Below are 19,793 nucleotides of genomic sequence, written 5' to 3' on the forward strand. Positions count from 1 at the left end.
GGGCGAGGGCCCGGGTGTGTGCCCGGGTCCTCGCAGCCCTCGCGGTTGCAGCGTCGCACCGCGAGGACCGGCCCGGGTCACAGGCCGACGGGCCGCCCGGCGATCGTCAGGTACGTGTAGCCGAGCCGGCTCAGCCGCTGCGGGTCGAGCACGTTGCGGCCGTCGAGGACGACCGGGGTGCGCATCAGCCCGACATACTTGCCCCAGTCGAGCTCCAGGTACTGCGGCCACTCGGTGACGAGCACGACGGCGTCGCTGTCGTCGAAGACCTCGTCGACGGCCTCGCACAGGCTCGTGGCCAGCTCCGGCTCCTCGGCCCGGAACCGGTCGGCGGCGATCGGGTCGTGCAGCTTGACCCGGGCCCCACGGGCGATCATCAGCCGGGCGATGTCGATCGCGGGCGAGTCGCGCAGGTCGTCGGTGTTGGGCTTGAACGCCAGGCCGAGCAGGCCGATCTTGCGCCCCTTGAGGATGCGCAGCTCGTCGAGGAGCTTGTTGACGGCCTCCTCGCGCTGGCGCTGGTTGACCTCGCGGGCGGCGGACACGATCGGCATGTCGTAGCTGTACTCCGCGGCGGTCGCGATCAGCGCCGCGGTGTCCTTGCCGAAGCACGACCCGCCCCAGCCGACGCCGGGCTGCAGGAACCGCGAGCCGATCCGCGCGTCGAGGCCGGTGCCCCGGGCGACCTGGTTGATGTCGGCACCGACCTTGTTGGCGAGCTTGCCGATCTCGTTGATGTAGCTGATCTTCAGGGCCAGGAACGCGTTCGCCGCGTACTTGATCAGCTCGGCCGAGGCGAGGTCCGTCGACACGAGCGGCACCGCCCCGACCTCCTCCGGCCGCGGCAGGAACGTCGGCGCCGTGAACGACTGGTTGAGCACCGCCCGGTAGAGCCGGTTGAGCACGTCGAGGCTGCGCGGGTTGTCCGAGCCGATCACGATCCGGTCCGGATACAGCGTGTCGTGGATCGCCGAACCCTCACGCAGGAACTCCGGGTTGGACGCGACCGCGAACTCGCCCGCGGCCCGCCGCGAGTGGAACTGCTCGAACGACTCCCGCAGGATCGACTCGACCCAGTTGCCGCTGCCGATCGGCACCGTCGACTTGTTGACCACGACGGTGAACTCGCCGTCGATCGTCCTGCCGATGCTCTCCGCGGCCATGCGCAGGTAGCGCAGGTCCGGCTGCCCGTCGGGCAGCGACGGCGTCTGCACCGCGACGAACACGACCTCGGCGCCGGGGACGCCCTCGGCGTAGTCGGTCGTGAAGGTCAGGTTGTGCGCCGCCTCGTGCATGAGCTCGTCCAGGAACGGCTCGTAGATCGGCGAACGCCCCCCACGGAGCAGGTCGACCTTCTCCTGGTTGAGGTCGACACACGTGACCTCATGCCCGAGATAGGCCAGGCAGATGCCGGTGGTGAGGCCGACGTAACCCGTTCCCACGACGCATACCTTCACCGGCCGATGATACACAGTCGTGACCTGCGGGCCTGCCGTCGATGTCCACAGGCCGGGGCAAAGCGGGCGGCCCACCCGTGCGGGCCACCCGCGGGCTCCGGCTACGACCGCGGCTGGAAGATCCCGAAGTGGTTGCCCTCGGGGTCGGTGATGTTGGCGAACACGAGCCCGTCGTCCGTCGTCGTCGGCGGCACCAGCACCTTGCCGCCGGCCGCCTCGGCCCGCCCGCACACCCCCGGCACGTCCTCCACGACGACGCAGAACACCGCGTGTGCCGGCTGGCCGACCGCCAGCCCGCCCTTGATGGACTGCTCGTCCGGGGTGGTGATCATCTGGTATGCCTCGTCCTCGGCGAACGTCCAGCCGAACAGGTCGCCGTAGAACCGGTGGGCGGCCTGTGCGTCGCTGACGCCGATCTGGAACCAGCCGATGCCGTTCATTGTGCTCCTTTGTTTTGGTGTTGGCCTGGGGTGGTTCCCGGCCATCTGGAGCTCATTCTGTGCCTGTTCCGCGACACCGTCCTGTCGGGGTTTTTCTGGTTTTCATGACCTTCAAATATTCGCCCAACGTTGCGGGGACTTGATGGCACCGCCCGGCCGCTGGCGCGTCCGTGCGACAGGGTGGCGCGGTCACCCTGACAGCCGTCTCGCGGTGATCCCAAGCCAGGTCCGCACTCACATGATCCAGCACCGTCGAGGTCATCATTCGGTGCTCCAACACCGCCTGCAGCCAAAGAACGAAAACCATCGATCACTGGACTGGGTGGTACCAGCGCTCCGGAACGGAAATCTTGAACTACCCGGTGGATTACCCCCCCGTGGGGCAACAGTGATTCACCGGGTACCGAGGATGCACCGGGTTGTTCGGCGGGTCCGGAGCGGCAGTCTTGCACTACCTGGTGGATCAGTGGTCGCCCGCGACCACTGATCCACCAGGTAGTTCGAACGTCGGGTCCGGCGTGGGCGGGGCGGGGAGATTGCGGCTGTTGTGACCGGCGGCGGTGTGGCACCACCGAATGACGACCTCGACGGCGCTGGATCATGTGAGTGCGGACCTGGCTTGGCATCACCGCAAGACGGCACGGACCGGAACCACGCCACCCTGTCGCACGGACGCGCCAGCGGCCGGGCGGTGCCATCAAGTCCCCGCAACGTTGGGCGAATATTTGAAGGTCATGCTGACCAGAACCGCGAACCGCAACCAAGCGGTCAGGCAGCAATAGCAACCCGCGTGACGAGATGCCCCGGAACGTCGATCGCACAATCCGGCAGCGGCCGGCGATCAGCCACCTCCGGGGTGGCGGACACGTCATGGATCCGGTCGACGCGGAACGAGCGCATCCCCTCCCGCAGCCGGCACCACGCCAGCAGATACCACCCGTGCGGCCCACCCAGATACCCGGCCGGCTCGATCAGACGCCGGGTGGTGGCGCCGAACCGGTCGGCATAGGCGATGTCGAGGACCCGTCCCGTGGTGAACGCCTCCACGACGGTGGGAGAGACCGGCGCGGGACCAGGGTCGGCACCGTGGACCAGGTGGATCCGGCCGGCGAGGTCCTCGGCGCGGCGGACGTCGGCGGCGGGCATGACGGCCAGGAGCTTGTGCAGGGCGGTGCGGGCGGCGTCGTGGAACGGTGTGCCGTCGAGCCGGTGCAGGGCGACCGCGATCGCGACCGCCTCGGCCGGGGTCATGTTGAGCGGTGGCAGGGTCCGGGAGCGGTCCACCGCATAGCCGCCGGTGCGGCCGAGGGAGACCCAGATCGGCACGCCGGACTCCTGCAGGGCGCCGATGTCGCGCTCGATGGTGCGGGTCGAGACCTCGAAACGGGTGGCGAGCCAGCGGGCGCTGCGGGGCCGGGGCGCCACCGCGCGCAGCTCCTCGACCAGCGCATACAACCGATCCGTCCGATTCACGCGGCCAGCCTAACCACGGGGTATGACAAGAAACGGTCGAGCCAGGTCTACCACCGGTGCTCCAGTCCGCACCCGTCCGCAAAAGGCCGGGCGACCGTATGGTCGGTGCCGTGACGGGTGTGTGGCAGGCGATGACGGTCAGGCCGCACCGGTTCCTGCTGTCGCGCTGGCCGTTGCGGTGCCTGCTGTACCTGGTGAGCAGCGTCGTCGTCGGGGTCACCCTGCTGGTGGTGCTGGTGCTGGGGGTCGTGTTCCCGCCGGCGGTGGTGTTCCTGGGTCTGCCGGTCGGCGCGGTGGAGCGGCGGCGGCTGCGCATCCTCGACCCGGCGCCGGTGCCCAGCCCGCATCCGGTGCCGCCGCCGGGGCTCGGTGGGTGGCTGCGGGCGCGGCTGGGGGAGGGCGCGACGTGGCGGGAGCTCGGCTACGTGCTGACGCTGTCGTCGGTGCTGCTGCTCGTCGACCTGGTCGGTCTGGGCATCCTCGCCGACTGCCTGATCGTGGCCGCGGCGCCGTTGCTCGTCGCCGCCGGGGTGCCGTTGCAGTTCGGCGGGCTGGTCATCGACGGTCGTTGGGAGGCGTTCGCGGCGACGGCGGTCGCGGTGCTGGTGGCGGTGGTCGGGCTGTATGCGTTGAGCGCCGTCGCGGCGACCCAGGCGGCCCTCGCCCGGTGGCTGCTCGCGCCGCGCGACGCCGAGCTCAACCGCCGGGTCGAGGAGCTGGCCCGGTCGCGGGGGCGGCTGCTCAACGCGTTCGAGGCGGAGCGGCGCAGGATCGAACGGGACCTGCACGACGGCGCCCAGCAGCACCTCGTGCTGCTGGCGATGACGCTCGGGCTGGCCCGGCTGGAGCTGGACGGGGACGGCGGGACGGGCCGGAGCAAACTGCTGCTGGACGACGCGCAACGGCAGGCCCGGCAGGCCCTGGCCGCGATCCGGGAGCTGATCCACGGCATCCATCCGCAGGTGCTCACCGACCTGGGACTGCCGGCCGCCGTCGGGGAGCTCGCCGAACGCTGCCAGGTGCCCGTCGAGATCGACCTGCCGCTGCCGGGCCGGCTGCCGCCGGCGGTGGAGACGACCGCGTACTTCGTGGTGTGCGAGGCGCTGACCAACGCGGTCCGGCACGCGCGTGCGTCCCGGGTCACGGTCAGCGGGCGCCTGGCCGGGCGGCAGTTGACGCTGACGGTCACCGACGACGGCGACGGCGGCGCCGACCCGGCCGCCGGCACCGGGCTGCGCGGGCTCGCCGATCGGACCGCGGTCATGGACGGCACGTTCACCGTCACCAGCCCGGCCGGCGGCCCGACGACGCTGCGAGTGGATCTGCCGTGCGGCCTCACCTAACGTCAGCCGGCATGAGGAACCTGCCGTCGACCGGCATGAGGATCGTGCTCGCCGACGACGCCGTCCTGTTGCGGGAGGGCCTGGCCAGCCTCCTGGAGCGGTTCGGGCACACCGTCGCCGCCGCGGTCGGTGACGCCGAGGCGCTGCTCGCGGCCGCCGCCGAGCACCGGCCCGATCTCGTCATCACCGACGTGCGGATGCCGCCGACGCACACGGACGAGGGGCTGCGGGCGGCGCTGACGCTGCGCGCCGGCGACCCGCAGCCGGCGGTGCTGGTGCTGTCGCAGTACACGGCGACCGCCTACGCGGCGGAGCTCCTCGCGCCGGCCGGCCGGGCCGGCGTCGGCTACCTGCTGAAGGACCGGGTCGGTGACATCGCCGAGTTCGCCGACGCGGTCACGCGGGTCGCCGCGGGGGAGACCGTCATCGACCCCGACGTGGTGCGGCAGTTGCTGACGCGGCAGCGCGCCGCGGATCCCCTCGCCCGGCTCACGCCCCGCGAGCGCGAGGTCCTCGGGCTGATGGCGGAGGGGCGGTCCAACGCGTGGATCGCCCGCACGCTGCTGGTCGGCGACGCCGCCGTGGCCAAGCACATCGGCAACATCTTCGCCAAGCTCGACCTGCCCGGCCCCGACGACGGCCACCGCCGGGTCCTGGCCGTCCTCACCTACCTGCGAGCGTAGCCAGCGCAGGGACGCCGGTGAGCGCCTCGGACAGCGTCCACAGGCGCGCCGCGTCGGCCGGGTCGGGGCGGAACGGGGTGACGGCGCAGTCGTCGCAGTGCCGGCCCGCGGCCGCCGGGTCCGTCGCCGCCCACACCTGCGTCGCCGCGCCCTGCGCCGGGGTCTTGAAGTACGCCGCGGCCCGCCCGGCCTCGTCGATCCAGCCGGCCGCGAGCATCTCCGCCCGGGTCAGGTGCCGCTGCAGTGGGGTGAGGATGGCGCCGGGGTGGGTGGAGCTTGCCCGTACCCCCGCCGAACGACCGACCATGTCAAGCTGCGCGGCGAACAGGGCGTTGGCGGCCTTCGACTGGGCATACGCCTGCCATTTGTCGTAGCCGGTGGTGAAGTGCGGGTCGTCCCAGCGGATCGGGGCGTCCGGCGCGGCGCTCGAGGACACGACGACGACGCGTGCGTCCCGGCCCCGCAGCAGCGCCGGCCACAGGTGGTGCACGAGCGCGAAGTGACCGAGGTGGTTGACCGCGAACTGCGCCTCCCAGCCGGGTCCGACACGGGTGAGCGGGCACGCCATGATCCCGGCGTTGGCGATGAGGATGTCCACGGCGTCGAACCCGGCGGCGAACTCGCGCACCTGGTCCAGGTCGGCCAGGTCGAGCCGGCGCACGTCGAGGCCGTCGACGTCGGTGCGGCCGGCGGCCACGACGCGGGCGCCGGCGCGGGCGAGGGCCCGGCAGGTCTCCAGGCCGATGCCGGAGGTGCCGCCAGTGACGATCGCGGTCCGGCCGGTCAGGTCGACGCCACGCAGGACGTCGTCAGCGGTGGGATGGGTCATGCCGCGGACGCTATTTCCTAGACCACGGTCTAGGTCAACGGCGTTACCCTGCCTGCATGACGGCCCTCAGTATCGGCCAGGTCGCCGAACGCACCGGTCTGAGCGTGCACACGTTGCGGATGTACGAGCGGGAAGGGCTCTTCACCACCGACGTGCACCGCAACCCGAAGAACCGCCGGGTGTACGGGCAGGCGGACCTGGACTGGCTCGAGGTCTGCACGAAGTTCCGGGCCTCGGGCATGCCGCTGGAGGCGATCCGGCAGTTCGCGGACCTGGTCAGGAAGGGGCCGGGCAACGAGGCCGAGCGGCTGGAGCTGCTGCGCGCCCATCAGCTCCGGATCGAACGGAAGATGGCCGAGCTGACCGACTGCCTGGACCTGATCGTGGGCAAGGTCGCGGTGTACGAGCAGCACGTCCGCGCCGGCACCGCCACCGACCTGTGGACGGGAATTGGGCCCCCCGCATGAACCTTTGGGCTCAGGCGTAACCACGGCCGGGTTCCTAGCGTGGAAGGTGGTCAATCCCCCTTCCCCGCCAGGAGGAGCATCATGTCCAGATTCAGGCGCACGGTCGGTGTCCTCGCCGTCGTGCTCGCCGGTGTCACCGTCACCGCAGTGAACTTCGCCGACGCGGCGACCACCGTGACCGTGCAGGCCGAGGCGTTCGCCGCGCAGTCGGGTGTCCAGGTCGAGACGACCGTCGACACCGGCGGCGGCCAGAACGTCGCGTACCTCGCCAACGGCGACTGGATGCGGTTCGACGGCGTCGATCTCGGCCCCGCCGGCACGCTCACCGCCGCCGCCCGGGTCGCGTCCGCGGTCGGCAACGGCACCGTCGAGCTGCGGACCGGGTCGGTGAGCGGTCCGCTGCTCGCCCAGTTCCCGGTCGCGGCGACCGGCGGCTGGCAGGCGTGGACGACGTTGTCCGCGACCGGCACGCACGCCACCGCCGGGCCGCAGGCGGTGTTCGCGGTGCTGCGCAGCCCGGGCGGCGGCGACTTCGTGAACATCAACTGGTTCTCGTTCACCTCGGGCGGCGGCGGCGGTACCCCTTCCGCCACGCCCTCGTCCACCGGCTGGGTCGACGTCGACCAGGCGAAGTGGAACGCGCAGCTCGCCGCGTTCAACGCGATGCCCATGGACCCCGCGCCCGCGAACGCGGTCCGGGTGCCGGAGTTCAACGCGTCGTGCACGTACAGCCACTCGCGCAAGGACGACCCGATCGTCTTCCCGGGACTGCCCGGCGCGTCGCACATGCACAGCTTTATCGGCAACCGCAGCACCGACGCGAACAGCACCGCCGACACGCTCCTGGCGAACGCCGGCACCAGTTGCGCGCCGGCGCCGGACCTCTCCGCGTACTGGGTGCCGACGCTGTACGAACGCGGCGTGGCGGTCGAGCCGAAGGCCGTCGTCGTCTACTACGGCTCGCGCCTCACCGATTCCAGCCGCACGGTGCCGTTCCCGCAGGGGTTCCGGATGATCGCCGGCGACGCGAAGCTGCAGGCGCCGACCCCGGCCGGCACGGTCAACCAGTTCTACTGCGCGGGGCCCGGCGGCGAGATCGGGCGCAGCGCCGACGGCAACTGGCCGCGGTGCGCGCCGGGCGCCTCACTGCTGTTCCAGCTGGTGTTCCAGGACTGCTGGGACGGTGTACACCTGGACAGCCCGACGCACAAGGGACACGTCGCCTACACGTACGACGGGACGTGCTCCGGCGCGTTCCCGGTGGCGATCCCGTCGGTGTCGTTCGTCATCGCGTACCCGACGCCCGGATCCGCCGACGGGTTCACGCTGTCGTCGGGGATGGCCTCGTCGTTCCACGGTGACTCGTTCTTCGCCTGGGACAACGCGGCGCAGGGGCACCGGGTGAAGAACTGCATCGTCCAGAAGGCGAAGTGCAACACCGCCGGGACGTTCTGACCCGTCAGCGCAGCTGGATCTGGTTGACGTCGGGGGCCGGTCCCTCGTCGTTGAAGAACCGGATCCAGCTGGTGCCGGTGGGCAGCTGCACGCGGATCGACACGGTGGCGGGGATGAGCCAGTCCCTGGCGCCGCTCAGGGTCAGGGCCTGCGCGGGCCCGTCGCCGACGGCGACGCGGAGCGTGCGGGTCTCGGCCGTCTCGTACGTGACGGTCATCGTCCGCTCGCCCGCGGTGGTCACGCCGGCGACCCGGATCGCCAGGGTGTTCGGCCCGCCGATGTAGCCGACCCGGCTGCCGCCGACGCAGGTGGGGCACTCGATGACGCGGGCGCCGCTGCGCAGGTTGGCCGGGTCGGCCGCGTGCAGCGTGATGGCCGCGAACCCGGCGGCCGGTGAGGGCTTTCCGGTCGGGGAGGCCGGCGCCGCCGTGCGTGGCAGCGCGGAGGACGGCGCCGGTGGGGGTGTCGAGGCGGCCGCGGCCGGCGGGTCGCTGCGGCCGTCCGGCACCACGCCACGACCGTCCGGTAGTCCTCCGCGACCGTCCGGCAGCACGAGTGGCGGCACGAACAGGGCGGTGGCACCCACCCCGACGGCCAGGGCCGTCCAGCCGAGCCGCCGCGGCCACGCCGTCATCGCCGGCCGGTCCACAGCAGGACGGCCTCCATGCGCCCGCGGACGCCGAGCTTGGTGAAGACGTGATGCAGGTGGTTCTTTACCGTCTTCTCGGTCAGCAGCAGCCGGTGCGCGATCGCCGCGTTGGACAGCCCTTCGGCCAGGAGGTCCAGGACGTCCTTCTCGCGGCGGGTCAGCCGGAACCGGGTGAGCGTCTCCTCCTGCCGCTGCGCGAGGTCCTCCCGCGACGCCTGAGCGCGGACGGTCCGGGTCGCGACGGCCGCCGCGACCGGTGACAGCCAGCCGTGCCCGGCGGCGACGGCGAGGACGGCCCGGCCCAGCTCGCCCGGGTCGAACGCGCCGTGCACGAGGTAGCCGCGGGCGCCGCCGCGCAGCATCCGTCCGATGAGGCCGGGGTCGGCGTCGCTGGTGATGACGAGGACGTCGCTGAGCCGGCTCAGCTCGCCGAGCACGGACAGCCCGTCGGCGACCGGCATCCGGTGGTCCAGCAGCGTCACGGCCGGCCGGACCTCGCGCGCCCGGGCGACCGCCTCGTGCCCGTCGGCGGCCTCGGCGACCACGCGCACGCCGTCGACGCCGTCGAGGTACCCCCGCAGCGCCGCCCGCACGATCGGGTTGTCGTCCACCACCAGAACTGAAATCACGCCGGCACCGTCACCTCCACGGTCGTGCCGCGGCCGGGGGAGGACGCGACGTGCAGGCTCCCGTCGATGGTGTGGGCCCGCTCGTACATGCCGATGAGCCCGAAGTGCTGGGCGGCCCGCAGCTGCGACAGGTCGGCGGGCAGCCCGAAACCGCGGCCGTCGTCGCGGATCCGCAGTTCGAGGCGGCCGGGCGCGCCGCGGACCGCGACGCCGACGTGCCGGGCCGACGCGTGCTGGGCGACGTTGTGCAGGGCCTCCTGCAGGATGCGGCACAGTTCGTATCGCACCGCGACCGGCGGGTCCACGGGCGCCGTGGCGAGCCGGACCGGGATGCCGTACACCTGCGACCATCGCCGGCAGATCTCCTGGACGGTGTCGGCGAAGTCGCTGTCGGGCGCGTCGAGGCGCAGGCCGTCGACGAGCTCGCGGGCCTCCTCGGCAGCGACGGAGGCGCCGCGCGAGACCGTGTCGGCGAGCTGTTCGGCGAGGTCGGGGTGGCGGCGCAGGGACTGGGGCAGCGCGAGGGCGGCGAACGAGACGCCGCGCAGGGTCTTGGTGACGGAGTCGTGCAGTTCGCGGGCGAGGCGGGCGCGTTCGGAGGCGGCGGCGGTGCGCTGCGCGGAGGCGACCACCCGCACCGACAGCTCCACGTAGCGGCCCAGCGCCGCGGTCGCGACGGCGGCGCCGGCCGCGGCGAGCACGCAGGCGATCGGGAACGTCAGCACGAACCCGGCGAGCCGCGGGTCGGCGCCGGCGGGCAGGACGGCGGCGGCGACGAGGTAGCCGAGCGCGGTGTGCGTCGCGGCGAGCGGCAGCGCCCACATCCCGGCGAGGACCCCGGCGAGCGCGGACGCGCCGACGGCGCAGCAGTAGAAGGTGACCCCGCCGCCGTCGAGCGCGAGGACGCCGAGGACGGCGGCGGTGTCGGCGGCGAGGACGGGCACCGGGTGGCGCGCGACGTGCGGATGGCGGGACAGCACGGCGAGCCCGGCGAGGGTGGTGCCCGCGACGACGGCCAGGGCGGCGAGGAGCGGGCGGGGGTCGGCGACCAGCCGGAGCCCGACGGCGCCGGCGGTCAGCGTGGCAGCGGCCCGGGCGAGCAGCACCGCACGTCCCAGGGCGGCCGGTGCCACGACCCTGTCGACATGCTGCCCCACGGGCGGGACTCTACGCGGTTCGGAGCTGGTCACATAGACAGCAGTCGGCGCCCCGCCCGGGGAGGACGGGGCGCCGACCGGGGTGTTCGTTACGGCAGGACGTAGTTCTCGTTGAGCGCCGCGCCGCGTTCCGGCTTGTACTGGTCGAAACCGCGCGGGTTGCACTGCAGGCCACCGTTGATGCAGTGGGTGGTCAGCGCCGCCAGGGTCGGCGGGTCCCATGCGTTGTACACGTCGTAGTGGAACGAGTAGCCACGGCCGCTGGAGAACGCGACGTTCGCCATGTTGCCGCTGACCGGCCACGCCATCTTGAACTCGATCATGTTGACGGCGACCGGGTGCGACGACGGGCAGACGCCGACGACCGGGTAGGCCATGTGCGCCTTGTGGTCCGGCGAGTCCAGGTGCCGGCCGTCCCAGCAGCTGGGGGCCTGGAACCGGACGTTGAGCTGGCTGCCCGGCGTGCAGTTCGCCGGGATGTCCCACTGCCGGGTCAGGTCACCGCACTCGAAGCCCTCGACCGCGCCCGGGTGGTTCTTGAACTGGTCGAGCGTCGAGGACGGGCTGCCCACGACGTACCGCAGGCCGGCCGGCATCGGCCGGACGCTGCGCCAGTCGAGCACGCCGCTCTTGTAGTAGATGACCTGGCGGTCGACCGGCTGCACGGCGACGCCGTTGTTGAGCAGGGTCGGCATCCAGTACGCCGTCTTGTCGCCGGGCGTGATGCAGGCGGTGCCACCGGCCTGCAGCGACGACAGGGTCGTGTTGGCGTTGGTGGTGGTGTTGCCCATGAAGGTGTGCGAGTGCGAGGCGCCCGGCAGCCCGAAGAAGACGATCGGGTCGTCGGGGAGGTTGCTGCGGCTCACCGAGCAGTTCGCCTGGAACTCGTGGTGGGTCGTCGGCGGGTTCGTCGCCGGCGGGGTCGCCGTCGACGGGGTGACGCCGGTGACCGGGTTCGGTGCCATGACCCAGCCCGGGCCGTCGGTGGCCGGCGGGGTGCCGGTCGAGGTGCCGTAGACCTTGAACTCCCACAGCGAGTAGCCGTAGCCGGTGCCGCGCTGCGTGCCGTACATCCGCACGTAGCGGCCGGAGCCGTTGACGTTGAGCGTCTGCGTGCCGCCGGTGCCGGTGGTGGTGCTGTAGATGCTGGTCCAGGCGTTGCCGTCGGGCGAGGTCTGGATCTGGAACGCCTTGCCGTATGCGTTCTCCCACTGCAGGACGACCTGGGAGATGGTCGCGGTGACGCCGAGGTCGACCCGCAGCCACTGCGGGTCGCTCCACTGGCTGCCCCAGCGGGTGCCGGGGTTGTTGTCGAACGCGCCGGCCGGCGGCGACTCGCCGAGCTCCTGCGAGGACGCGAGGGCCGGCTTGTTGAGCGAGAGCAGGGTGGCGTCGGCGGCGGCGGCGGAGGTGAGCTGGATCGCGCCGACCACCATCGATGCGACCACCGCGGTGGTGACCCCGATGGGGGCCAGGATTCTTCTGAGCCGTCTTGTACTCATGGAGCTCCCAGGGTGTGGGCGGGTGCCGGCGCCGGTCCGTGGTGCGCGACGGCGTGCGGCGGTCACACGCGTCGCCGGTGCCGGCGGAGGAACCAGTGGCGGGGAAGCGCCGTTGGAGAGCGCTCTCCCAAATGTTGCGCCCGCATAGCCGGTCCGTCAATACGTGGCGACGTCCTGCCGGTGCGAAGCCGGACATTCCAGGCGTAGCTCAGCGGAACTTAAGGCGAAAACGGAGAGCGCTCTCCAGTGGATCGCGTGTGTCATCCGGTTTGTGCCTACATAGCGTGTTTTGACTGATACTCTCCGTGCACGCGCTACCGGACCGGAGGACGAGGCCATGCGGCGAGAAACCCCGCGCATCCTGCACGTCACCGAGTCGATGGGCGGCGGCACCGCCGCCGCGATCGTCGAGTTCGTCCGCTCGACCCCCCAGTTCGAACATCACCTGCTGTTCCGCCGGCGGACCGGCAGCGATGTCCCGGTCCGGCACGAGGACCTGTTCGCCGGCAGTCGCGACGCCGGTCGCGGCCCGGTCCGGCTCGCCCGGGCACTGCGCGAGACGCTGCCCGCCGTCGCGCCGCGCATCGTGCACCTGCACGCCACCTGGGCCGGGCTGGTCGGGCGGACCGTCGTGCGGGCCGGTGCCGCGGCGGGGCCCGCGATCCTCTACACGCCGCACTGCTTCGGCTTCGAATGCACCGACCTGCCGGCACCGGTCAACCGCCTGCTGCGGGCCGCGGAACGGGCCGTGGCCGCGTCCACGGACCTGGCCGTCTGCGGCAGCCCCCGCGAGGCGGACCTGGCCCGGGCCCTGGGCCTGCCCGCGGTCGTCGTGCCCAACACCACCCGGGCCCGCACGGCCCGGCCCGACCGCCGCCACGACGGGTCGATCGTCACCGTCGGGCGGGTCGGCGCGCAGAAGGACCCGGCGTTCCTGCTGCGGGTCAAGGCGCTGCTCGACCGCGACCATCCGGGCGCGCGGTGGACCTGGGTCGGTGGCGGCGACCCGCGCGCCGAGGCCGCCCTGCGCGCCGCAGGGGTCCGGGTCACCGGCTGGCGGCCACCCGCCGAGGTGCGCAACCACCTCGCCGCCGCCGAGGTGTACCTGCACACCGCGGCCTGGGAGAGCTGCCCGCTGCCGCTGCTCGAGGCCGCCGCGGCCGGGCTGCCGCTCGTCGCCCGCAGCATTCCCGCGCTGGACTCCCTCGGCCTCGACCCGGACCTCGGCACCGCCGAGGCGGTCGCCGCCGAGCTCGCCACGGTGCTCACCACCGGCCGGCCCGGCCGGCCCCGGCTGCAGGAGGCGTTCGCGGCCCGGCACACCCCGCAGGCGCAGGCCGCCGCGCTCGCCGCCGCCTACGCGAGCGTGCTCGGACCGATCCCGGCACCACCGCTCACGCGCGTGGGCTGAGCGCACGTCCCAGCACCGGGTCACATCGTTGTAAAAGCCATCACGTCTTTACGGAGGTGACCCTTGAGCGTCACGGTCAGCGTCATCGTGCCCGTCCATGGCACCGCACAGCACGCCGGGCGGGCCGTCGGCTCGGTCCTCGCCACCAGCGTCCCCGACGGGGTCACCGTCGACCTCGTCATCGTTGACGACGCGTCCAGTTTCGACGTGGATTCGCTGGCGCGGGACGCGCCGCTGCCCGCCCGCGTGGTGCGCCACGACGTGCCCCGCGGGCCGTCGGCGGCCCGCAACACCGGGCTGGCCGCCGCCACCGGCGACTACGTCTGGTTCGTCGGCGCCGACGACTGGGTCGACCCCGGGCTCCTCGCCGCCCTCACCGACGCCGCGCCGGACGCGGACATCGTCGTGGCCGGCACGGTCCCGGTGACCGAGGACGGCGTCACCGGCCCGCCGCTGCCACGGCGCGCCACCGGCACCGTCTGGACCGGCCCGCAGGCCGTCGAGGAGTTCCTGCGGCAGCGGATCCGCGCGGGCGTCACCAACAAGCTCGTCCGCCGCGACCTCTTCGACGGGCTGCATCGTGCCCCGGCACCGGCGCGGCCCGCTGCTCATGACTGAGGTCAGCGGGCCCGGACGCCGGCGGCGCGGTGCACGTGGTCGATGAGCGCGGCGTACGCGGCGATCATCCGGGTCTGCGAGAACCGCTCCCGGCTGCGTAGCAGGGCCGGCCCGAGCTCCTCGCGCCGGCCGGCGGCCTCGGTCCAGGCGGCGCTGATCGCGTCCGGGTCGCGCGGCGTCACCAGGCCGTGGCCGGCGACGAGGTCGGCGGAGTCGCCGACGTCGGTGGTGACGGGGACCGCGCCGCACATGGCGCCCTCGATGAGGCACAGCGGCGCGGCCTCGCCGCTGGCCGAGGTCAGCGCGACCACGTCGGAGGCGGCGTAGACGGCCTCCATGTCGTGGCGGATGCCCAGCAGGCGCACCCGGCTCAGCAGGCGCGGCTCCTCGGCGAACACGTCGGTGAGCCGCCCGCACAGCTCGGCGTTGGCGGTGCTCATCCCCGCGCCGCACAGCAGGACGTGACCGGCCGGGTCGCGCCGGAGGAAGGCCCGGGCGGCACGCAGGAACAGCGGCACGTCCTTCATCGGGTCGTACCGGGCGGCGAGCGTCACCACCGTCGCCTTCGCCGGCACCCCCACGGCGCGGCGCAGCCCGGCGCGCCGGCGGGCCGGAACGGGCCGGAAGCGGGACAGGTCGACACCGTTGGGGATGACGTGCAGCAGCCCGGACGGGATGCCGGCGGCGGCGTACGCGGTGCGGGTCGACTCGGCGCAGCAGATCGCGGCGGCGACGCGGCCGTCGGCGACGGCGGTCCGCAGGTCGCCCAGCGCGCCGCCCTGGTGCTCCGGGTCGGAGCGGTGCAGGCAGACGATCACCGGCCGGTCGGGGAAGCCGGGCCGGTTGACCAGCCGCAGCGGCTGCTCCTTGAGCGACAGGACGATGTCGGCGTCCCCGGCGTGACCGGCCGCGGCCGCGATCTCGGCGGCGCTGAACGACCTGCGGGCGGCGCCGGTGGACCCTCCGACGCGCCGGCCGAGCGCGGCGACCGCGACGCCGGCGGCGCGCAGTGCGCGGTAGCCGGCATCGTCCTCCATGTGCTGCAGGATCGTCTCGCGGTGCATCGCACTGTGGATGCTCAGCACCGAATGGCGATGACTGCCGCCGGTGTGCAGACCGGCGACGACGGCGCTGTGCAGGGCACGGGCGCCGCCCGAGAAGAAGCCCTCATAGATCGACATCACGCGCAGTTGGGTCGTCACCGGCACATCATCACCTGGCATGCCCGATCTGTCAGGTTGAGGGGTGCTTTCTCCGGTGAACAGTAGGTTTCAGGGATTTCACAGCCGCTCGGGTGCGGCGATCCCCAGCAGCCCGAGGCCGGTCGCCAGGGTCCGCGCGGTCAGCGCGCACAACGCGACCCGGTTGTCCCGGACCGGCTGCGGCGCCTTGAGCACCGGGCACCGCTCGTAGAAGGCCGTCACGGTCTGCGCCAGGTCGTAGAGGTACGTGCAGAGCCGGTGCGGTTCGCAGCCCTGGGCGACGCCGGCGAGCACGTCACCGAACGCGTCGAGCCGCAGGACGAGGGCCCGCTCGACGTCCTCCAGCGGCGCGTCCACCGTCACGGTCCCGCCGGACCCGGCCTTCGCCAGGATCGACCGCAGCCGGGCGTGCGCGTACTGCAGGTACACGCCGGTGTTGCCGGTGAGCGCCATCATCCGGTCCGGGTCGTACAGGTAGTCGCGGGTCCGGCTGGTGGACAGGTCGGCGTACTTCACCGCGCCGATCCCGACGTCCCGGCCCCGCGCGGCGACCTCGTCCGGGCCGAGCGCCGGGTTCTTCGCCGCGACGACCGCGGTGGCCCGCGCGACCGCCTCGGCGAGCAGCCCGACGAGCGGGGCGGTGTCGCCGGACCGGGTCTTGAACGGCCGGCCGTCCGCGCCCAGCACCATCCCGAACGCGGCGTGCACCGCCTCGACCTCCGGCGGCAGCCAACCGGCCCGCCGCGCGGTGTCGAACACCATCCGGAAGTGCGGCGCCTGCCGCGCGTCGACGACGTAGACGATCCGGTCGGCCCGCAGCGTCGTGACCCGGTGCCGGACCGCGGCCAGATCCGTGGCCGGGTAGCCGAAACCGCCGTCGCTCTTGCGCACGATCAGCGGCGCCGTGCCGGGGTCGTCGTCGAACACGCAGAGGGCGCCGTTGCTGATCCGGGCCACGCCGAGCCGCTCCAGGTCCTCGGCGACGCCGGCCAGCATCGGGTTGTAGCTGCTCTCACCGGCGATGTCGGCGCCGGTCAGCAGGACGCCGAGCCGGTCGTACACGTCGGCGAAGTACCGCGTCGACTCCTCCACCATCGCCTGCCACGCGGCGAGGCTGTCCGGGTCGCCGCCCTGCAGCGCCACGACCCGCCGCCGGCTGCGGTCGGCGAACGCCGGGTCGCTCTGGAAGAGCGCATAGGCCGTCTTGTACCGCACCGTCAGCGCCGACCGGTCCGACGGGTGCTCGGCCAGGTACTGGATGAGCATCCCGTACTGGGTGCCCCAGTCGCCGATGTGGTTCTGCCGCACGACGGTGCCGCCGAGGTGGCCCAGCACCCGGGCGAGCGCGTCGCCGATGATCGTCGAGCGGAGGTGCCCGACGTGCATCTCCTTCGCCACGTTCGGGTGCGAATAGTCCAGCACGGTCCGCCCGCCCGCCGCCGACCGGCCCACGCCGAGCCGCGGGTCGGCGAGCCGGGCCGCGACCCGTCCGAGCAGCGCCGGGCCGCTCAGGGTGAGGTTGAGAAATCCCGGACCGGCGACCCGCACGTCCGCGACAGGACCGCCGCCGTGCAGCTGCCCGGCGACCTCGGCGGCGAGCTGCCGGGGGTCGCGCCGCAGCGACCGGGCCAGCCCGAGCACACCGTCGACCTGCAGGTCGGCGTGCTCCGAGAGGCGGATCTGCGGGTCGAACCCCGCGGGCGCGCCGGGCAGGGCGGCGGTGATCCGGTCGGCGAGCGAGACGGCGAACGACGGCACGACCATCGTGGGACTCCAGACGGATGGCGAGGCGGGACGGACGGCGGTGTGGTCACCGTCGTCGTCGCGAAACCGCCGTCGTCGTCGCAGCCATGGTCCGCTGAGGGTACCCGGGGACCACAGGCGGGCGGCAACCGAATTCCAGTAGGGTCGGCCGCATCTTCTCGCGACGGGCCCGGCTGAGCATGCTGGCGGTCGGCATCGGCCTGGTGACGGTCGGTGTGCCACCGCTGCTGCTGCCACGCGACCAGGATCCGCCCGGCCCGGCCTTGAGCGCGTCGCCGCCGGTCGCTGCGCCGCCGTCCGTGGGCGCGTCGCCGTCCGTGGGCGCGTCGCCGTCCGTGGGCGCGTCGCCGTCCGTGGGCGCGTCGCCGTCCCTGGCTGCGTCGCCGTCCGTGGCTGCGCCCGCGTGTGGGACCGGGGGCAGCAGCCGGCCGTCGTGCGTCGTGTACGGCGCCGCCGTCGGCACCGGCTGGACCGTGCAGAGCACCGGGGCGAAGGTGGTCACCAACGGCGTGGTGCCCGGCACCGACCAGGTCGCGCTGCGGGTCGAGCCGAAGGAGAAGACCGCCGCCGTCGCCCTCGTCGCCGCCGGACCGGTCACCGCGACCCGCCTCACGTTCCGTGTCTACGGCGGGCGGGTCCACGGCACCGTCCTGCGGGTCACGGTGTCCGCGACGGCGGCACCGTCGGGGACGGCACCGGTCGTGCTGACCGCGCCGGTCGACGTGTGGACGCCGTTCGACGTCGACCTGCGCGAGCTCGCCCCCGGGCAGCCGGTGCGCCGCATCGACCTGGTCGTGGCGACGGACATGCTGCCCAACGCGTACCGCTTCTTCGTCGACGACCTCCAGTTGCGCTGATGAACCTCCCGGCCGCCGCCCCCGCCGCCATCGCCCGCGCCGTGCTGCTCGGGCGGGCCGCGATCGCGTCCACCGCCGCAGCCGCGGGGCTGCTGCTCGTCGAGGACTGGTGGCGGATCCTGGCCGTCGTCGCGACCGTCGCCGCCGGCACCGTCGCGGAGGTGAGCGTCCTGACCCGCTGGCCCGCGGTGACCCGCCACCCATGGCCGGCGCTCGCCGTGGACCTCGCGCTCGCCGTCGCGGTGCTGATGCTCAGCCGGGGTGGGATGGCGTTCTTCTGCTACGTGGCCGGCTCGGCCGCGCTCGGCGGCGCACTGCTCGGGATGCGGGCGCTGCCGCTGTGGGCGGCGCAGGCGGCACTCGGGTTCACCGCGGCGGGCGCGGTCCTGCGCGCCAACGACCCGCCGCCGGACGTGGCCGCGTTCATCGTCGCGTTCCCGATGGTCAGCGTGCTCGCCGGGATCGGTGCGGCGGCCGCGACCACCGCCCTGCAACGGCACCTGGACCTCGCCGTCGAGGTGATCGGCGCGGCCCAGCGCTCCGCCGCCGCCTCCGAACGGGCCCGTCTCGCCCGGGAACTGCACGACTCGGTCGCCAAGACGCTGCGCGGCGTCTCGTTCGCCGCCCTGGCGCTGCCGCAGTCGCTGCGCCGCCACCCGGCCCTCGCCGAACAACTCGCCGGCACCGTCTCCCGCGGCGCCGAGGCCGCCGCCCGGGAGGCCCGGCAACTCCTCGAAGGGCTGCGCATCGACCAGCTCGACCTGGGGTTCGCCGAGACGGTCCGGGGCACCGTGCACGACTGGTCGGACCGCTGGCGGATCCCGGTCCGGGTCGACGCGGAGCCGATCGAGCCCGGTGTCGAGGTCCGCTACGAGGTGGTGCGCATCCTCGCCGAGGCGCTGCAGAACGTGGCCCGCCACGCGGACGCCCGGCGCGTCGACGTGGTGGTCCGCGCCGCCGGCGGCCGCCTGGAGGTGCGGGTCCGCGACGACGGCCGCGGGTTCACGCCCCGGGACCTGGCCGCCCTGCAGGCCGACGGGCATCTCGGCATCGTCGGCATGGCCGAGCGGGCCCGCAACGTCGGCGGTTCCCTGCGGGTCTCCGCGCTGCCCGGCCGCGGCACCGAGATCGTGGCCGTCACCCCCTTGGAGGTGGGTACGCCATGACGACGTCGGTCCTGATCGTCGACGACAACCCGATCGTGCGTGACTCGCTCCGCGGCGTGCTCGATCTCAGCGGCGAGGTGCGGGTCGTGGGGGAGGCCGGCAACGGCCGCGACGCGCTCACCCTCGCGCTGCGGCACCGGCCCGACGTGACCCTTCTCGACCACCGCATGCCGATCGCCGACGGACTGTCCATCGTGGACGAGCTGGCGCGGCACACCGCCGTGCTCGCCCTCACCAGCGACGCGAGCCCCGACGTGATCGCCTCGATGCTGCGCGGCGGCGCCCGCGGCTACCTGGTGCACGGCCACTTCGACCCGCCGGACCTGCTCCGCGCGGTCCTCGCCGTGGCGGCCGGCCAGAGCTGGCTGTCGCCGGTCGCCGCGTCCGTGGCCGTGTCGGTGGCCGGGTCGGCGCTGCGCGAGCAGGGCTCCCGCCGGGCCGCCCGGGACCGCTTCGGGCTCACCGATCGCGAACGCGACGTCCTGGACCTGCTCTGCGCCGGGCTGTCCAACGCGGCGATCGCCGAGCGGCTGCGGCTCACCGAGAAGACGGTGAAGAACCACCTGTACCACGCGTTCGCCAAGCTCCAGGTGGGCAGCCGCACCGAGGCGGTGGTCCGGTGGAGCGCTGGGACTTTCGACTCATGACCGCCGGGGCGGCGCGGCCATAGGTTCGCACGGTGGGTGGCACC

At 73.3% G+C, this 19,793-nt stretch carries 19 protein-coding genes; 9 read left to right on the top strand and 10 right to left on the bottom strand.

Features of this window, described 5'->3' with window-relative positions; genetic code table 11:
* Positions 1–77 precede the first annotated feature (77 nt).
* The 3 genes from ACFPIJ_RS27775 to ACFPIJ_RS27785 all read right to left on the bottom strand — a co-directional run bounded on the left by ACFPIJ_RS27775 (position 78) and on the right by ACFPIJ_RS27785 (position 3,370).
* Positions 78–1,457, bottom strand: a complete 1,380-nt coding sequence (locus ACFPIJ_RS27775; RefSeq protein ID WP_380118874.1) for a UDP-glucose dehydrogenase family protein — start codon at positions 1,455–1,457, stop codon at positions 78–80.
* 101 nt (positions 1,458–1,558) lie between these two features.
* Positions 1,559–1,897: a VOC family protein gene (locus ACFPIJ_RS27780; protein ID WP_380118876.1), complete on the bottom strand. Its 339-nt coding sequence runs from the start codon at positions 1,895–1,897 to the stop codon at positions 1,559–1,561.
* Positions 1,898–2,665: 768 nt separating this feature from the next.
* Positions 2,666–3,370: a helix-turn-helix transcriptional regulator gene (locus tag ACFPIJ_RS27785; RefSeq protein ID WP_380118878.1), complete on the bottom strand. Its 705-nt coding sequence runs from the start codon at positions 3,368–3,370 to the stop codon at positions 2,666–2,668.
* A 110-nt stretch (positions 3,371–3,480) separates the two neighbouring features.
* Between ACFPIJ_RS27785 and ACFPIJ_RS27790 the strand changes: the two genes are divergently transcribed.
* Positions 3,481–4,713, top strand: a complete 1,233-nt coding sequence (locus ACFPIJ_RS27790; protein WP_380118880.1) for a sensor histidine kinase — start codon at positions 3,481–3,483, stop codon at positions 4,711–4,713.
* Positions 4,714–4,748: 35 nt separating this feature from the next.
* A complete protein-coding gene (locus tag ACFPIJ_RS27795; protein ID WP_380119168.1) occupies positions 4,749–5,396 on the top strand; it encodes a response regulator in 648 nt (215 codons plus the stop codon).
* On the opposite strand, the gene ACFPIJ_RS27800 is transcribed toward ACFPIJ_RS27795, so the two are convergent.
* Positions 5,377–6,225 (bottom strand): SDR family NAD(P)-dependent oxidoreductase, encoded by an 849-nt coding sequence (locus tag ACFPIJ_RS27800; protein ID WP_380118882.1) that lies wholly within the window; start codon positions 6,223–6,225, stop codon positions 5,377–5,379. The genes ACFPIJ_RS27795 and ACFPIJ_RS27800 overlap by 20 nt on opposite strands.
* Positions 6,226–6,281: 56 nt before the next feature.
* Here ACFPIJ_RS27800 and ACFPIJ_RS27805 point away from each other — a divergent pair, with 56 nt between their 5' ends.
* Positions 6,282–6,692 (top strand): MerR family transcriptional regulator, encoded by a 411-nt coding sequence (locus tag ACFPIJ_RS27805; protein WP_380118884.1) that lies wholly within the window; start codon positions 6,282–6,284, stop codon positions 6,690–6,692.
* 81 nt (positions 6,693–6,773) lie between these two features.
* Positions 6,774–8,147, top strand: coding sequence for a DUF1996 domain-containing protein (locus tag ACFPIJ_RS27810; protein WP_380118887.1), 1,374 nt, complete (start codon positions 6,774–6,776; stop codon positions 8,145–8,147).
* Positions 8,148–8,151: 4 nt separating this feature from the next.
* Here ACFPIJ_RS27810 and ACFPIJ_RS27815 read toward each other — a convergent pair whose 3' ends face one another.
* The 4 genes from ACFPIJ_RS27815 to ACFPIJ_RS27830 all read right to left on the bottom strand — a co-directional run bounded on the left by ACFPIJ_RS27815 (position 8,152) and on the right by ACFPIJ_RS27830 (position 12,084).
* Positions 8,152–8,781, bottom strand: a complete 630-nt coding sequence (locus ACFPIJ_RS27815) for a carbohydrate-binding protein (RefSeq protein WP_380118889.1) — start codon at positions 8,779–8,781, stop codon at positions 8,152–8,154.
* Positions 8,778–9,425, bottom strand: a complete 648-nt coding sequence (locus tag ACFPIJ_RS27820; RefSeq protein WP_380118891.1) for a LuxR C-terminal-related transcriptional regulator — start codon at positions 9,423–9,425, stop codon at positions 8,778–8,780. The genes ACFPIJ_RS27815 and ACFPIJ_RS27820 overlap by 4 nt, the downstream gene beginning before the upstream one ends.
* Entirely contained in the window at positions 9,422–10,582 is a 1,161-nt protein-coding gene (locus ACFPIJ_RS27825) for a sensor histidine kinase (protein ID WP_380118893.1), read from the bottom strand. The genes ACFPIJ_RS27820 and ACFPIJ_RS27825 overlap by 4 nt, the downstream gene beginning before the upstream one ends.
* Before the next feature lie 89 nt (positions 10,583–10,671).
* On the bottom strand, positions 10,672–12,084 hold the full coding sequence (locus ACFPIJ_RS27830; RefSeq protein WP_380118895.1) for a DUF1996 domain-containing protein: 1,413 nt from the start codon (positions 12,082–12,084) through the stop codon (positions 10,672–10,674).
* Between the two features lie 337 nt (positions 12,085–12,421).
* Here ACFPIJ_RS27830 and ACFPIJ_RS27835 point away from each other — a divergent pair, with 337 nt between their 5' ends.
* Entirely contained in the window at positions 12,422–13,495 is a 1,074-nt protein-coding gene (locus ACFPIJ_RS27835; RefSeq protein WP_380118897.1) for a glycosyltransferase family 4 protein, read from the top strand.
* Between the two features lie 63 nt (positions 13,496–13,558).
* The gene (locus ACFPIJ_RS27840) at positions 13,559–14,113 is read left to right on the top strand and encodes a glycosyltransferase family 2 protein (RefSeq protein ID WP_380118899.1); all 555 of its coding nucleotides are present in this window, start codon (positions 13,559–13,561) and stop codon (positions 14,111–14,113) included.
* Positions 14,114–14,115: 2 nt separating this feature from the next.
* On the opposite strand, the gene ACFPIJ_RS27845 is transcribed toward ACFPIJ_RS27840, so the two are convergent.
* Together ACFPIJ_RS27845 and argS are read right to left on the bottom strand one after the other, a co-directional pair.
* A complete protein-coding gene (locus ACFPIJ_RS27845) occupies positions 14,116–15,315 on the bottom strand; it encodes a glycosyltransferase (protein ID WP_380118901.1) in 1,200 nt (399 codons plus the stop codon).
* 78 nt (positions 15,316–15,393) lie between these two features.
* On the bottom strand, positions 15,394–17,079 hold the full coding sequence (gene argS, locus ACFPIJ_RS27850; RefSeq protein ID WP_380118903.1) for an arginine--tRNA ligase: 1,686 nt from the start codon (positions 17,077–17,079) through the stop codon (positions 15,394–15,396).
* Positions 17,080–17,258: 179 nt separating this feature from the next.
* Between argS and ACFPIJ_RS27855 the strand changes: the two genes are divergently transcribed.
* From ACFPIJ_RS27855 to ACFPIJ_RS27865, 3 genes are read left to right on the top strand one after another with little or no spacing between them, the layout of a single operon-like run.
* Entirely contained in the window at positions 17,259–17,936 is a 678-nt protein-coding gene (locus tag ACFPIJ_RS27855) for a hypothetical protein (RefSeq protein WP_380118905.1), read from the top strand.
* Positions 17,936–19,102, top strand: coding sequence for a sensor histidine kinase (locus ACFPIJ_RS27860; RefSeq protein ID WP_380118907.1), 1,167 nt, complete (start codon positions 17,936–17,938; stop codon positions 19,100–19,102). Before ACFPIJ_RS27855 ends, ACFPIJ_RS27860 begins: the two co-directional genes overlap by 1 nt.
* Complete coding sequence (locus ACFPIJ_RS27865; RefSeq protein ID WP_380118909.1) at positions 19,099–19,749, top strand: response regulator; 651 nt, start codon at positions 19,099–19,101, stop codon at positions 19,747–19,749. Before ACFPIJ_RS27860 ends, ACFPIJ_RS27865 begins: the two co-directional genes overlap by 4 nt.
* Positions 19,750–19,793 lie beyond the last annotated feature (44 nt).

This window comes from Dactylosporangium cerinum (assembly GCF_042653625.1).
In the GTDB taxonomy this organism is placed as follows: Bacteria; Actinomycetota; Actinomycetes; order Mycobacteriales; family Micromonosporaceae; genus Dactylosporangium; species Dactylosporangium cerinum.